Annotated in this window: 12 protein-coding genes and 5 tRNA genes; 4 read left to right on the top strand and 13 right to left on the bottom strand. The window is 70.9% G+C overall.

The window, feature by feature from the left end; genetic code table 11:
- The first annotated feature begins 85 nt into the window (after nucleotides 1-85).
- Nucleotides 86-718: a 2-phospho-L-lactate guanylyltransferase gene (cofC, locus tag ACIBW6_RS25125; RefSeq protein WP_399063294.1), complete on the top strand. Its 633-nt coding sequence runs from the start codon at nucleotides 86-88 to the stop codon at nucleotides 716-718.
- A 13-nt stretch (nucleotides 719-731) separates the two neighbouring features.
- Entirely contained in the window at nucleotides 732-935 is a 204-nt protein-coding gene (locus ACIBW6_RS25130; RefSeq protein ID WP_399063296.1) for a hypothetical protein, read from the top strand.
- Between the two features lie 78 nt (nucleotides 936-1,013).
- Here ACIBW6_RS25130 and ACIBW6_RS25135 read toward each other — a convergent pair whose 3' ends face one another.
- The 4 genes from ACIBW6_RS25135 to leuC form a co-directional block, all read right to left on the bottom strand.
- Nucleotides 1,014-1,688: an HU family DNA-binding protein gene (locus ACIBW6_RS25135; RefSeq protein WP_399063298.1), complete on the bottom strand. Its 675-nt coding sequence runs from the start codon at nucleotides 1,686-1,688 to the stop codon at nucleotides 1,014-1,016.
- Nucleotides 1,689-1,820: 132 nt separating this feature from the next.
- Entirely contained in the window at nucleotides 1,821-2,060 is a 240-nt protein-coding gene (locus ACIBW6_RS25140; protein ID WP_399063300.1) for a hypothetical protein, read from the bottom strand.
- 286 nt (nucleotides 2,061-2,346) lie between these two features.
- The gene (gene leuD, locus ACIBW6_RS25145) at nucleotides 2,347-2,940 is read right to left on the bottom strand and encodes a 3-isopropylmalate dehydratase small subunit (RefSeq protein ID WP_399063302.1); all 594 of its coding nucleotides are present in this window, start codon (nucleotides 2,938-2,940) and stop codon (nucleotides 2,347-2,349) included.
- A gap of 6 nt (nucleotides 2,941-2,946) precedes the next feature.
- On the bottom strand, nucleotides 2,947-4,377 hold the full coding sequence (leuC, locus tag ACIBW6_RS25150; RefSeq protein WP_399063304.1) for a 3-isopropylmalate dehydratase large subunit: 1,431 nt from the start codon (nucleotides 4,375-4,377) through the stop codon (nucleotides 2,947-2,949).
- A gap of 185 nt (nucleotides 4,378-4,562) precedes the next feature.
- Between leuC and ndgR the strand changes: the two genes are divergently transcribed.
- Nucleotides 4,563-5,279 carry an IclR family transcriptional regulator NdgR gene (gene ndgR, locus ACIBW6_RS25155; RefSeq protein ID WP_324767461.1) on the top strand — a complete coding sequence of 239 codons (717 nt, stop codon included), beginning with the start codon at nucleotides 4,563-4,565 and terminating at the stop codon, nucleotides 5,277-5,279.
- Between the two features lie 200 nt (nucleotides 5,280-5,479).
- Here the strand turns inward: ndgR and ACIBW6_RS25160 are convergent.
- The 9 genes from ACIBW6_RS25160 to ACIBW6_RS25200 all read right to left on the bottom strand — a co-directional run bounded on the left by ACIBW6_RS25160 (nucleotide 5,480) and on the right by ACIBW6_RS25200 (nucleotide 9,485).
- Nucleotides 5,480-5,552: transfer RNA gene (locus ACIBW6_RS25160), tRNA-Glu, on the bottom strand.
- A gap of 40 nt (nucleotides 5,553-5,592) precedes the next feature.
- Nucleotides 5,593-5,664, bottom strand: a tRNA-Gln gene (locus ACIBW6_RS25165).
- Nucleotides 5,665-5,695: 31 nt separating this feature from the next.
- Nucleotides 5,696-5,768, bottom strand: a tRNA-Glu gene (locus ACIBW6_RS25170).
- Between the two features lie 62 nt (nucleotides 5,769-5,830).
- Nucleotides 5,831-5,903, bottom strand: a tRNA-Glu gene (locus tag ACIBW6_RS25175).
- Nucleotides 5,904-5,944: 41 nt separating this feature from the next.
- Nucleotides 5,945-6,016, bottom strand: a tRNA-Gln gene (locus ACIBW6_RS25180).
- A gap of 89 nt (nucleotides 6,017-6,105) precedes the next feature.
- Complete coding sequence (locus tag ACIBW6_RS25185; protein ID WP_399063306.1) at nucleotides 6,106-6,864, bottom strand: HAD family hydrolase; 759 nt, start codon at nucleotides 6,862-6,864, stop codon at nucleotides 6,106-6,108.
- Between the two features lie 77 nt (nucleotides 6,865-6,941).
- Nucleotides 6,942-8,426: a glutamate--tRNA ligase gene (gltX, locus tag ACIBW6_RS25190; protein WP_399063308.1), complete on the bottom strand. Its 1,485-nt coding sequence runs from the start codon at nucleotides 8,424-8,426 to the stop codon at nucleotides 6,942-6,944.
- The gene (locus tag ACIBW6_RS25195; protein ID WP_399063310.1) at nucleotides 8,419-9,204 is read right to left on the bottom strand and encodes a fumarylacetoacetate hydrolase family protein; all 786 of its coding nucleotides are present in this window, start codon (nucleotides 9,202-9,204) and stop codon (nucleotides 8,419-8,421) included. Before ACIBW6_RS25195 ends, gltX begins: the two co-directional genes overlap by 8 nt.
- A gap of 89 nt (nucleotides 9,205-9,293) precedes the next feature.
- The gene (locus tag ACIBW6_RS25200; protein WP_399063312.1) at nucleotides 9,294-9,485 is read right to left on the bottom strand and encodes a hypothetical protein; all 192 of its coding nucleotides are present in this window, start codon (nucleotides 9,483-9,485) and stop codon (nucleotides 9,294-9,296) included.
- A gap of 560 nt (nucleotides 9,486-10,045) precedes the next feature.
- Here ACIBW6_RS25200 and ACIBW6_RS25205 point away from each other — a divergent pair.
- Nucleotides 10,046-14,113: a nitrate- and nitrite sensing domain-containing protein gene (locus ACIBW6_RS25205; protein WP_399063314.1), complete on the top strand. Its 4,068-nt coding sequence runs from the start codon at nucleotides 10,046-10,048 to the stop codon at nucleotides 14,111-14,113.
- Nucleotides 14,114-14,119: the final 6 nt, after the last annotated feature.

A 14,119-nucleotide genomic window follows, 5' to 3' on the forward strand; every position in this document is an offset into this window, starting at 1 on the left:
CTGTCGCGAGCCACCGCCCCTGTACGCACCTCGCGTACCTGGCCTTACGCACCGGGGCCCCTCATGCACAGGTCACAATAGGCGCGTGCAGTGGACCCTGGTGATACCGCTGAAACCGCTGGTGCGGGCGAAGAGCAGGCTGGCGCCCGCGGCGGGGGACCTGCGCCCGGACCTGGCACTGGCGTTCGCGCAGGACACCGTGGCCGCCGCGCGGGCCTGCCCGGCGGTCCGCGATGTGGTGGTCGTCACGGACGACGCCCTGGCGGGACGCGAACTGGCGGCGCTCGGCGCGCGCATCGTCGCCGACACACCGGGGGCCGGACTCAACGCCGCGCTGGCGCACGGCGCGGCCCAGGTCCGCTCGGTGCGGCCCGCCGCGGCGGTGGCGGCGCTGAACGCGGATCTCCCGGCGCTGCGCCCCGCGGAATTGGCAGGAGTTCTGGCCGCGGCGGCCGCATTTCCCCGGGCATTTCTGCCCGATGCCGCCGGAATCGGCACCACGTTCCTGTCCGCGGCTCCCGGCGCGGATTTGCTTCCGGAATTCGGCACGGACTCACGGGCGCGGCACCGTGCGTCCGGCGCCGTGGAACTCGCGCCGGGCGAGGTCGGTTCCGTGCGCCAGGACGTCGACACCGGCGAGGACCTGCGGACGGCGCTCGGCATGGGCGTCGGCCCGTACACCGCGCGGGCCGCGGCCGGGCTGCTGAGTGTGGACTGAGTACGCTGCCTGCATGCAGGCCACCGCGTACACGTACGACTCCGATTCCCGTTCCGGCAGCGTGCTGCTGGACGACGGCACGCCGCTCCCCTTCGATGCCGCCGCCTTCGACGCGGGCGGCCTGCGGCTGCTGCGGCCGGGCCAGCGGGTGCGGATCGAGGTCCGGGGCGAGGGCGAGGCGCGGCAGATCGCGCTCGTGACGCTGCAGACCTTCTGACGGGCGCGGACATGCCGCGGGCCGGGCTCCCCGAGGGGAGCCCGGCCCGGCGCGTGAAGCAGCCTGGGACGTACGCCCTTACTTCTTGCGGGCGGTGGTCTTCTTGGCGGTGGTCTTGCGCGCGGTCGACTTCTTCGCGGGCGCCTTCTTGGCCGTGGCCTTCTTGGCGGGCGCGGTCTTCTTGGCAGTGGCCTTCTTGGCGGTGGTCGCCTTCTTGGCCGGGGCCGCCTTCTTGGCGGTGGCCTTCGTCGCCGTGGCCTTCTTGGCGGGCGTGGCCTTCTTGGCCGTGGCGGTGGTCTTCTTCGCCGTGGCGGTCGTCTTCTTCGCGGTGGCCTTCTTCGCCGGCGTCGCCTTCTTGGCGGCGGCCTTCTTGGCCGTCGTCTTCTTGGCCGCGGCCTTCTTGACCGTCGCCGAAGCGGCGCCCGTCAGGCTGCCCTTGGGCGCCTTCTTGACCGCGACGTCGTTCTTGGGGAGCTTCTTGGAGCCCGCGACGAGGTCCTTGAAGCCCTGGCCGGCGCGGAAACGCGGGACCGAGGTCTTCTTGACCCGGACGCGCTCACCCGTCTGCGGGTTGCGGGCGTAACGGGCCGGACGGTCCACCTTCTCGAACGAACCGAAGCCGGTGACCGAGACGCGGTCACCGTTGACCACGGCACGGACGACGGCGTCGAGTACCGCGTCGACGGCGTCGGCGGCCTGCTGACGGCCACCGACCTTGTCGGCAATCGCTTCTACGAGCTGCGCCTTGTTCACGTCTTCCCCTTCGGAGACATTGCCGGAACGAATCTCTTTCGCCCCGGCTTTTTCGCACGTTAGGCAGATATATACCGCAAATCAAACACGAAACGGGCTAATCACCCTTGTGCCGCAACGAACTCGGCCGTCTCAGAGTTCTTCTTCCGTGCGGGAGCCCTCTTCGAAGTCGTCGAGGTCCGCACCGAATCGCTCCAGACGTCTCGCCGCACCGGCGAGATCGTGTTTGGCCGCGGCCGTAATGGCCAGCAGCTTCCGGGTCAGCGCCATCCGTACGCCCTCCGGGACTTGCAGTGCGCGCACTCGGGCGTGCGCTTGTTTGAGTTGGTCCGCGACCGCCGCGTACATCGGGAGTTGGCCGTCGTGTTCCATGCACAGATTGTGCCATCTGGGGCGAGTTGTCGCCTCCGCAGGGGGTAACTCCCGCCCCAGTAGGGCCTCCTGAGCCCTCGCGCGGCACGCTCCCGCGGAGCGGCGCCGGGGCTCGCGTACCCGGGGAACACCCGTGGCAATCAGGGGAGTTGGCAGGCCACAGGGGTCGCCCGCGGGGCCCGGAGGAGAGCCGCAGGGGCCGGACGCAGAAGTACCCCCAACCGTTGCACGATTGGGGGTACGAGGCCTGCGGATGTGGCCGGAATACGCCTTGTCCGGGGGCGGCTCAGACCTGGACGGTCCGCGGCTTGTGGGCGGGGCGCTTCGACTCGTAGGCGGCGATGTCGGCTTCGTTGCTCAGCGTGATGCTGATGTCGTCGAGGCCGTTCAGCAGCCGCCAGCGGGAGTTCTCGTCGAGCTCGAAGGCGGCGGTGATGCCCTCGGCGCGCACCTCGCGCTTCTCCAGGTCGACGGTGATCTCGGCGGTCGGGTCCTGCTCGACCAGGTCCTGGAGCGCGTCCACGACCTGCTGGTCCAGGACCACGGTCAGCAGACCGTTCTTCAGCGAGTTGCCGCGGAAGATGTCGGCGAACCGGGCGGAGATGACGGCCTTGAACCCGTAGTTCTGCAGGGCCCACACTGCGTGCTCACGGGAGGAGCCGGTCCCGAAGTCCGGGCCCGCCACCAGCACCGTGGCACCCGCGCGCTCCGGTTTGTTGAGCACGAACTCCGGGTCCTTGCGCCAGGCCTCGAACAGTCCGTCCTCGAACCCGTCCCGGGTCACCTTCTTGAGCCAGTGAGCAGGGATGATCTGGTCGGTGTCGACATTGCTGCGGCGCAGCGGGACGGCCCGGCCGGTGTGTGTGGTGAATGCTTCCATGGCTGATCAGACTCCAGCGGGCGTACGGGCGTCGGCGTCGGACAGGTCGGCCGGGGAGGCCAGATGGCCCAGCACGGCGGTGGCGGCGGCGACCTGGGGCGAGACCAGGTGCGTGCGGCCGCCCTTGCCCTGCCGGCCCTCGAAGTTGCGGTTGGAGGTGGACGCGGAACGCTCGCCGGGGGCGAGTTGGTCCGGGTTCATGCCCAGGCACATCGAACAGCCCGCGTGCCGCCACTCGGCGCCGGCCTCCTTGAAGACCTTGTCCAGGCCTTCGGAGACGGCCTGCAGGCCCACCCGCGCGGAGCCGGGCACGACCAGCATCCGTACGCCGTCGGCGACTTTGCGGCCCCCGACGATCTCGGCGGCGGCGCGCAGGTCCTCGATGCGGCCGTTGGTGCAGGAACCTACGAAGACCGTGTCGACCTTGATGTCGCGCAGCTGCTGCCCGGCGGTCAACCCCATGTACTCGAGGGCCTTTTCGGCGGCGAAGCGCTCCGAAGCGTCTTCGTACGAAGCCGGATCGGGGACGGCCGCCGAAAGCGGCGCACCCTGGCCCGGGTTGGTGCCCCAGGTGACGAACGGGGAGAGCTCTTCGGCCTTGATGAACACCTCGGCGTCGAAGACCGCGTCGTCGTCGCTGCGCAGCGTCTTCCAGTACGCGACCGCGTCGTCCCAGTCCTGGCCCTCGGGCGCGTGGACGCGGCCCTTGAGGTAGTCGAACGTGGTGGCGTCCGGGGCGATCATGCCGGCCCGGGCGCCCGCCTCGATCGACATGTTGCAGATGGTCATGCGGGCCTCCATCGAGAGCTTCTCGATGGCCGAGCCGCGGTACTCCAGGATGTAGCCCTGGCCGCCGCCGGTGCCGATCCTGGCGATGATCGCCAGGATCAGGTCCTTGGCCGTGACGCCCTCGGGCAGCTCGCCGTCGACCGTGATCGCCATGGTCTTCGGGCGGGCCATCGGCAGCGTCTGGGTGGCCAGCACGTGCTCGACCTGGGAGGTGCCGATGCCGAAGGCCAGCGCGCCGAACGCGCCGTGCGTGGAGGTGTGCGAGTCCCCGCAGACCACGGTGGTGCCCGGCTGGGTCAGGCCCAGCTGCGGCCCCACGACGTGGACGACGCCCTGCTCGACGTCGCCCAGGGAGTGCAGGCGCACCCCGAACTCCGCGGCGTTCTTGCGCAGCGTCTCCAGCTGCACCCGCGAGACCGGGTCGGCGATCGGCTTGTCGATGTCGAGGGTCGGGGTGTTGTGGTCCTCGGTGGCGATGGTGAGATCGAGGCGCCGCACCCGGCGGCCGCTCTTGCGCAGACCATCGAAGGCCTGCGGGCTCGTCACCTCGTGCAGCAGGTGCAGATCGATGAAGAGGAGGTCGGGCTCGCCCTCGGCGCGCCGGACGACGTGGTCGTCCCAGACCTTCTCCGCGAGTGTCCTACCCATCGCTTTCCCTTCGACCGACCAAGTGCGCCGGCCCAACTAGAGATTCGGAGTGCCGTCGCTCGTACCCCTCGTACCGGACGTCGGCTGCCGGGCCCGTCGGTCCGCGGGCCGGTGTCCGTACAGAGTGGCAAGTTCCACGGAAAATTGAACTTGCGTTTCACAGAGTGAGACGGGAGTATCGACGCATGGACAACAGTAGCGGCGTCGGCGTTCTGGACAAGGCAGCCCTTGTCCTGGGCGCTCTGGAGTCCGGGCCCGCGACCCTCGCAGGACTTGTAGCGGCCACCGGACTGGCAAGACCCACGGCCCACCGCCTGGCGGTGGCTCTGGAACACCACCGCATGGTGGCGCGGGACATGCAGGGCCGTTTCATTCTCGGCCCGCGCCTCGCGGAGCTCTCGGCGGCGGCCGGCGAGGACCGGCTGCTCGCGACGGCGGGCCCCGTCCTCACGCACCTGCGCGACGTCACGGGCGAGAGCGCGCAGCTCTACCGCCGCCAGGGCGACATGCGTATCTGTGTCGCCGCGGCGGAGCGGCTCTCCGGACTGCGGGACACGGTCCCCGTCGGTTCGACGCTCACGATGAAGGCGGGGTCGTCCGCGCAGATCCTGATGGCGTGGGAGGAGCCGGAGCGCCTGCACCGAGGCCTTCAGGGCGCCCGGTTCACGGCGACGGCGCTGTCGGGTGTCCGGCGCCGCGGCTGGGCCCAGTCGATCGGCGAGCGGGAGCCGGGCGTCGCGTCCGTCTCCGCGCCGGTGCGCGGCCCGTCGAACCGGGTGGTGGCCGCCGTCTCCGTCTCGGGCCCCATCGAGCGGCTGACCCGGCACCCGGGCCGGATGCACGCCCAGGCCGTGATCGACGCGGCGGGCCGCCTCTCCGAGGCCCTGCGCCGCACCGGCTGACGCCCAAGTCGCCGTCTTTCTCTGACAGTCCCGCCAGTTCCGCAAAGTTCCGCCAGTCTCGCCAGTTCCGGCCGGTCGCTCCAACGCCGCAGCGGCCGGCCGGAGTTGTCTGCGGGGGCGGCCGTAGCGATGACACCGAGGTGACGGGCACCGTACGCGAAGAGGCCCTCCCCCGAAGGGAAGGGCCTCTGTCGTCTCTGTACCCCCGACCGGATTCGAACCGGCGCTACCGCCTTGAGAGGGCGGCGTGCTAGGCCGCTACACAACGGGGGCCTCGCGGATACGATCCGCGGATGCAGATGAGCTCTGCGAGCTGGCCTACCAGGACTCGAACCTAGAATGACGGTACCAGAAACCGTAGTGTTGCCAATTACACCATAGGCCATAGTGGTCCAGACCACTGCGGGTCCGACCCGTACCCCCGACCGGATTCGAACCGGCGCTACTGCCGTGAGAGGGCAGCGTGCTAGGCCGCTACACAACGGGGGCCCTAGCGATCCTGCATCAAGGTCGGCGGGAGCTACCCGTACCGTCCTCGCGGGAAGGATCTGTACCCCCGACCGGATTCGAACCGGCGCTACTGCCGTGAGAGGGCAGCGTGCTAGGCCGCTACACAACGGGGGCTTCGTGGATCTGGAATCCACAGTGCAGATAAGCTCTGCGAGCTGGCCTACCAGGACTCGAACCTAGACTAACGGAACCAGAAACCGTCGTGCTGCCAATTACACCATAGGCCACCAAACCACCATCCCCGGGGGGATGTCCGTTCGGCTTGCGCTTCCGGGACCCGGCCTTGCGGCTCGCTTCCCTCGGCGCAGGAAGAACATTACCTGAAGGTCTCCGGCGCTCCAAAACGGGTATCGCGGGCCAGCAGCGGGGGCAGCTGGGCGAGACCGGTGATGCGGACGAGCTCGGGCCGGCCGCCGATCCCGGCCCGGTCCAGCCAGATCCCGGCGAGCCCCGCCTCGACGGCTCCCCGGGCATCGGTGTCCGGCTGGTCCCCCACGTACGCGACCTCGTGCGGCGGCAGGTCCAGCTCCGCGCAGACGGCGTGGAAGGCGGCCGCGTCGGGTTTGGCGACCCCCAGCTCGGCCGCGCAGACCAGGGCCTCGAAGCGGTCGCGGACGCCGAGGACGCGGAGCTTGCGGTCCTGATTGCGCTGCGAGGAGTTGGACAGGACCGCGTGCCGGTAGCCGGCGGCGAGGGTGTCGAGCGCGGGCACGGTGTCCGGAAAGAGGCTCCAGGCCGCCTCGTAGTGGCCCAGATAGCGGGTGAACCAGGCGTCGGCCGCCGCGTCGTCCGCGACGGCCCCGTCAGCCATGAACCCGCCCACGAACGCGCGGACGCGGTCCCTGCGCTGGCTCTCCCAGTCGGTCTCCCCCGCCTCGAACCGGGCCCAGTGCGCGCGGGTCAGCTCCTTCCACCGGGCAAGGGCCTGCTCGACCGTCCCGAAGGCCCCGAGCAGCCCCTCGGCGGTCAGGTGGGCGCGCATCCCGGCGGTGTCGGCGGTCGCGTAGTCGAAGAGCGTGTCGTCGATGTCCCAGACGATGGCCTTGATCGCTCCGGACCCCTGCTGCTGCGGCATGGCACGACCGTAACGCCGGACGGCCCGGCCGACGGGGGGAATCCGTCGGCCGGGCCGTCCGTGGTGCACTGCGCCGGTCAGCCCGTGAGCTTCGCCAGGGCCGCGTCGATGCGGGTCAGGGTCTCGTCCTTGCCCAGGATCTCCAGGGACTCGAAGAGCGGGAGGCCCACCGTGCGGCCGGTGACCGCCACGCGGACCGGGGCCTGGGCCTTGCCGAGCTTGAGGCCGTGGGCCTCGCCGGCCGCCAGGACCGCTTCCTTGAGCGCCTCCGGGGACGTCCAGTCCGCGGACTCCAGCATCTCGCGGGCCGTGACGAGGAGGGCGTCGGAGCCCTCCTTCATCGCCTTCGTCCAGCTGGGCTCGTCGAAGACCGGCTCCGGCAGGAACAGGAAGTCGACGTTGGCGGTGATCTCGGAGAGGACCTTGAGGCGGGTCTGCGCGTGCGGGGCGATCGCCGCCCACTTCGCCTCGTCGAAGTCCTCCGGCGCCCAGGGGGCGAACGGGGCCTTCAGCCAGGGCTCACAGCGGGCCGCGAAGTCCTTCGGGTCGAGCAGGCGGATGTGGTCGCCGTTGATCGACTCGCACTTCTTGAGGTCGAAGCGGGCCGGGTTCGGCTGGACGTCACAGACGTCGAAGGCCGCGACCATCTCGTCGATCGAGAAGATGTCCCGGTCGGCGGCGAGCGACCAGCCGAGCAGCGAGAGGTAGTTGAGCAGGCCCTCGGGGAGGAAGCCGCGCTCGCGGTAGAGGTTCAGCGACGACTGGGGGTCGCGCTTGCTGAGCTTCTTGTTGCCCTCGCCCATCACGTACGGCAGGTGCCCGAAGAGCGGGGTCTGCTTGGCGATGCCGAGGTCCTTGAGCGCCGCGTACAGGGCGATCTGCCGGGGCGTGGAGGAGAGCAGATCCTCGCCGCGCAGGACGTGGGTGATCTCCATCAGCGCGTCGTCGACCGGGTTGACCAGCGTGTACAGCGGAGCGCCGTTGGCCCGGACGATGCCGTAGTCCGGCACGTTCTCCGGCTCGTACGTGATGGAGCCGCGGACCAGGTCCGTGAAGGTGATCGTCTCGTCGGGCATCCGGAAGCGCACGATGGGCTTGCGGCCCTCGGCCTCGTAGGCCTGCTTCTGCTCGGCGGTCAGCTCGCGGCAGTGGCCGTCGTAGCCGGACGGCTTGCCGGCGGCGCGGGCGGCGTCGCGGCGGGCGTCCAGTTCCTCCGTGGAGCAGTAGCAGTGGTAGGCGCGGCCGGCGTCGAGCAGCTTCCGCGCGACGTCCTGGTAGATGTCCATGCGCTGCGACTGCCGGTACGGGGCGTGCGGGCCGCCGACCTCGGGGCCCTCGTCCCAGTCGAAGCCGAGCCAGCGCATCGAGTCGAGGAGCTGCTCGTAGGACTCCTCGCTGTCGCGGGCCGCGTCGGTGTCCTCGATGCGGAAGACCAGGGTGCCCTGGTTGTGGCGCGCGAAGGCCCAGTTGAACAGGGCCGTGCGGACCAGGCCCACGTGCGGGTTGCCGGTGGGCGAGGGACAGAAACGGACACGGACGGAGGGGGCGGGTGCGCTAGCCACGCTTGACAACCTTGTTGGTGAGAGTGCCGATGCCTTCGATGCTGACCGCGACCTCGTCGCCGATCTGCAGGGGGCCGACCCCTTCGGGGGTGCCCGTGAGGATGACGTCGCCGGGGAGGAGGGTCATGGCCTCGGAGATGTTGGCGATCAGGTCCGCGATGGACGTGATCATCTGGGACGTGGAGCCGAGCTGGCGCTGCTGCCCGTTAACCGTGCACTGGATGCCGAGGTCGGAGGCGGCCGCCACGTCCAGGTCCGTCTCCACCCAGGGGCCCAGCGGGCAGGAGGTGTCGAAGCCCTTGGCGCGGGCCCACTGCTTCTCGCGCTTCTGCACGTCGCGGGCGGTGACGTCGTTCGCGGCGGTGTAGCCGAGGATCACGTCGTTGACGCGCGCGGCCGGGACCTCGCGGCACATCCGGCCGATGACGACGGCCAGCTCGGCCTCGTGGTGCAGCTCCTGCGAGAAGGAGGGGTACTGGATCTCGTCGCCGGTGCCGATCACGGACGTGGACGGCTTGAAGAAGGCGAAGGGGGCGTCCGGGACCTCGTTGCCCAGCTCCTTGGCGTGCTCCGCGTAGTTGCGGCCGAAGGCGATCACCTTGTTCGGGAGCACGGGCGGCAGCAGGCGGACCTTGCTCAGCGGGACCTTGGTGCCGGAGAGCTCGAAGTCCGCGAAGGGGATGCCCTTGATGATGTCGAGGACGAGCTCGTCTGGCTTGTCGCCCTCGACCGCGCCGAAGGCGACGTTCCCGTCGATGGAGAATCTGGCGATGCGCACGGGTGGCTGCGCCCCTCATTCTTGCGTTGGGCCCGGGTGGGATGTGACCGGTCCAGGCTAACGCGGCGCCACCTGCCGCGGCTGCTCCGTCAGACCTGCGCCACGGTCTGCTGCGGCTTCTCCATGAGGATGGTGCGCTTCGGGTTGGCCGTGTTGGCCGGCAGCTCGACGGGGTGCTCCGGCAGCTGCGGCGCGGCCTGGATCTCCTCGGCGTCCTTGAGGTGGGCCAGGGTGGTGCGCCGCGGGTTGGCGAGGTTGAGGAACATCGTCGTCGTCTTCATGGCTGCGCTCGTGCACCTTCTCGGTTGTCGGTCGGTCCGTCCGTGTAAAGCGTCAGGCTAAACATCTGATTCCCACCGAAAGCCGGGAAGTTGTGATCGTCGCCATGTGAGTTTGCTCACCAGGCGCCTCTCAAATAGGGCACTTCGGGCCGCCCACCGGTATCCCCGAAACGGACATTGCTCCACCGAAGCCACCATTCCGCTCTCGATCATGGCGACTGGGACACCCCCCGCCCGTACGGGGAACGTCCATGAATGCCCGCTTTCCCCTAGATCACTTTCTACGTCTCGTTACCCTCTCCTCACACGGGGTCACGGCAGGTGCGGCGCGTCCCGCGGGCCTTGTTGGAGATCCTGCACTGTGCTGAAATTCCCGGGACCGTCGCGGGATGGAACCGGCGCACTCAGGCGCGAGTCAGCGCCGAGCTGCGACGGGGAGGGGAGCCAGCGCCGGTCACTCACGACCACAGGGGGGCGTTTCAGGTCGCCCTTCGAACTACGCCGACACCGTCCTGCCCGCGTATGCGGTGGGGACGCCTGGTCCAGAGGTTGCGACGCTAGTGCAGGGACGTAAGAACAGGGATGGCAGCGCTGCGGCGGAGCCGGAGCCGCGCGGCGGGACCGGCCCGATAACAGGCGGCTCCCAGCCCCCGCACGCCCAGAACCCGGGGCGCACGGCGTCCGTCGAGACGGGTGAGCGCGACGGGCGCTCCCAGGTCTCCGGCGGGCCGGCCACCCCGGAGCCCGCGGCGGCCAAGGCCAAGGCGACGCCCGGGCCCGGCCCGCGAATAGCGCTGCGCAACTGGCGCATCTCGACCCGTCTGGTCGCGCTGCTGACCCTGCCCGTGGTCGCCGCGACCTCGCTGGGCGCGCTGCGCATCTCGGAGTCCCTCGACGACATCCAGCAGCTCGACAACATGAAGCTGCTGACCGAGATGACGAAGCAGGCCACCGACCTGGCGTCGGCGCTCCAGGAGGAGCGCGACCAGTCGGCCGGTCCGCTGTCGAACGACCCCAAGGCGACCAGCGACTTCAGCATCAAGGCGGCGCGCCAGAAGACCGACCGCGCCCGTGGCACGTTCCTGGAAAGCACGACGGACATCGAGGGCGAGAGCGGCTCCGGCAGCCTGAACGGTGTGCGGGAGCACGCCGTTCAGATCGCCAGCGAGCTGATCAACCTCAACAAGATCCGGCAGAGCGCGTACGCCTCCAAGACCAACTCGTCGCAGACGGTCGAGGCCTACGCCCGCATCATCGAGCAGCTGCTCTCCCTGTCCACCGACATGGCGCAGGCCACCAGCAGCCCCGAGATGATCCAGCGCACCCGCGCGCTCGCCGCGTTCTCCTCCGCCAAGGAGTACGCCTCCGAGCAGCGGGCGGTCATCGCGGCGGCCCTGCCGCCCAACAGCTCCACGTCCGGCAAGCTCTCCGAGGTCGACCGCCAGTACGCGTCGGCGGCCCAGGACAACCAGTCGTCGGAGCTGGACTCCTTCAAGAGCGTCTACGGCGAGGTGGGTGCGCAGGAGCTGCTCAAGCCCCTCGACGAGAACAACGCCACCATCAAGGCGGCGGACAACTACGCGAACCGGGTGCTCACCAAGGAAGGTGGCATCGCGACCCAGGACAAGCGCTCCTACAAGGACTGGGTCGACGCGGACAGCTCCCGTATCCAGGAGATGTCCAAGATCGAGCTGACGCTGCTCAACCAGATGGAGCAGCAGGCCCGCGAACTGCGCAACTCCTCCGAGCAGTCGGCCATCATCAACGGTGCGCTGATCCTGCTCGTGCTCGGCGTCTCCCTCGTCGGCGCGTTCGTCGTGGCCCGCTCCATGATCCGCTCGCTGCGCCGGCTCCAGGACACCGCGACCAAGGTCGCCCAGGACCGGCTGCCCGAGCTGGTCAAGCAGCTCTCCGAGTCCGACCCGCAGGACGTCGACACCTCCGTCGAGTCCGTCGGTGTGCACTCCCGGGACGAGATCGGCCAGGTGGCCGCGGCCTTCGACGACGTGCACCGCGAGGCCGTCCGCCTCGCCGCCGAGCAGGCCCTGCTGCGGGGCAACGTCAACGCGATGTTCACCAACCTCTCGCGCCGTTCCCAGGGCCTCATCCAGCGCCAGCTCTCCCTCATCTCCGAGCTGGAGTCCCGCGAGGCCGACCCCGACCAGCTCTCCTCGCTGTTCAAGCTCGACCACCTCGCGACCCGCATGCGCCGTAACGGCGAGAACCTCCTCGTCCTCGCCGGTGAGGAGCCGGGGCGCCGCTGGACCCGGCCCGTCCCGCTCGTCGACGTGCTGCGTGCCGCGGCCTCCGAGGTGGAGCAGTACGAGCGCATCGAGCTCGCCGCGGTCCCCGCGACCGAGGTCGCCGGCCGCGTCGTCAACGACCTCGTGCACCTGCTCGCCGAGCTGCTCGAGAACGCGACCTCGTTCTCCTCGCCGCAGACCAAGGTGAAGGTGACCGGTCACGCGCTGCCCGACGGGCGCGTGCTGATCGAGATCCACGACACCGGTATCGGCCTCTCCCCCGAGGACCTCGCGGCGATCAACGAGCGGCTCGCCTCGCCGCCCACCGTGGACGTGTCGGTCTCGCGCCGCATGGGCCTGTTCGTGGTCGGCCGCCTCTCGCAGCGGCACGGCATCCGGATCCAGCTCCGCCCCTCCGACTCCGGTGGTACGACCGCCCTGGTCATGCTGCCCGTCGACGTCGCCCAGGGCGGCAAGAAGATTCCCGGCCAGGCGGGTCCCGGCGGTGGCGGTCCCGCCGCCGCGCAGGCCGCGGCCGGTGCCGGTGCCGCGCGGCGCGGTGTCGCGCCGGGCTCCGGCGGCGGCGCCGCGGGCCGGCTCAACTCCGGTCCCGGTGCGGCACGGCCGCAGGTCGGTGCCGGTGCCGGTGGCCCGCGGGCGGCGCTGCCCGCCCGCGACGGCGGCTTCCCGAACCCGCAGGGCGGGCCCCAGGGTCCGCTGAACCCGCAGGGTCCCCAGGGCCCGCGGGATCCGGGGCAGCAGCGCGGTCCGCAGAACCCGGCGGCCCCGCAGTCCCCGCAGCGTCCCGGCGCCCCGCTGCCCGCCCGCGCCCAGCAGAACCCGCAGAACGCGCCGAACCCGCAGGCCGTGACCGGTTCGGGCACCGGCGTCTTCAGCAACGCCCCGCAGGGCCCGGTCCCGCCGCAGCAGCGCACGCACAAGGACCCGGCGGAGAAGCAGGGCCGGCGCCGTCCGGTGCTGCCCGCCCGCGGCGGCCCGCGCGCCGAACTGCCCGGTGGCAGCCCGGCGCCCCGTGTGCCGAGCTGGAGCGACGAGAACGCGCAGCCGCACCTCGACGCGCCGCGCGGCCACGACGAGCCGGACTCGACGTCGCAGTTCCCGCGGATCCAGGACGAGCACCAGGGGCCGGGTTCCACGGCCGAGTTCGCCCGCCCCGACTACGACGCGCCGCGCCCCGCGCCCCGCGACGAGAACCAGGGTCAGGGCACCGGCCAGTTCGTCCGGTCCGACGTCTTCGGCGGCGCGCCCGACCGGAACGGCGCCGGGACCGGCAACAACAACGGCAACGCCAACCCCAGCGGCAACGGCAACGGCAACGGCTTCCAGGACAGTGGCTTCCGGGACGGCGGTTACCAGGACGGCGGGTATCAGGACGGCGGCTTCCCCGGCCGCCAGGAGCCGTCGCACACGGGCCAGTACGAGCGTCCGCAGGACCCGTCCGGCACGGGCCAGTACGAGCGCCCCCAGGACCCCGCGCACACCGGGCAGTACGGCCAGTACGGCCGCGGGCAGGACCCGGCGGCCACCGGGCAGTACGAGCGTCCGCAGGAGCCGGCCCACACCGGCCAGTACGGCCGGCTGCCCGGTCCCGCGGACAGCGGGCAGTACGCGCGCCCCCAGGACCCGGCGCACACCGGCCAGTACGGCCAGGCGCAGGACCCGCTCGGGACCGGCCAGTACGAGCGGCCGACGGCCCCGCGTCAGCGCGGCGGCCAGGACTTCCCGCCCGGGCCGCGTCCGGCCGGTCAGGACCGGGGCGTCCCGGCGCAGCAGGAGTACCTGCCGCCGGCCACCGGGCCCGGCGACGGCCGTACGCCGCTGTACGACACGCTGGAGACGAACTGGTTCCACGGCCAGCAGGGCCAGGGACAGCACCAGGGCCAGGCCCAGAACCAGGGACAGCACCAGGGGCAGGCCCAGCAGCACGCCCAGGACCCGCAGCAGGGGCGGCCCGGCCGTTCGCTGCCGCAGCGCGGTGGCCAGCAGGCCGCTCCGCAGCAGGCTCCGCGGCGTGCCCAGCCGGGCGCCGCGGCGGCCCCCTCGGCCGCCGGTCAGGGCCAGGGCCAGGCGAGTTGGCGGCAGTCCCCGAACGACGAGCTGATGCGTCAGGCCGAGCGGGTACGCAAGCCCGCCGCGGGCGGCGTCACCGTCTCGGGTCTGCCGCGCCGTGTGCCGCGGGCGAACCTCGTGGCGGGCACGGCCCAGGAACAGCAGAACCAGACCGGCCCTCAGGTCTCGCGCGCCCCCGATGACGTGCGAGGACGGCTGACCAATCTCCGTAGGGGCATCCAGCAGGGACGGCAGGCCGGCGGCACAGGTCAGACCGGCAGCCACCCCCGCCCCACTCACCAGCAGGAGCGTTAGTTGAGC

Origin of the sequence: Streptomyces sp. NPDC049813, from assembly GCF_044465085.1 — a bacterium.
Taxonomy (GTDB): Bacteria; Actinomycetota; Actinomycetes; order Streptomycetales; family Streptomycetaceae; genus Streptomyces.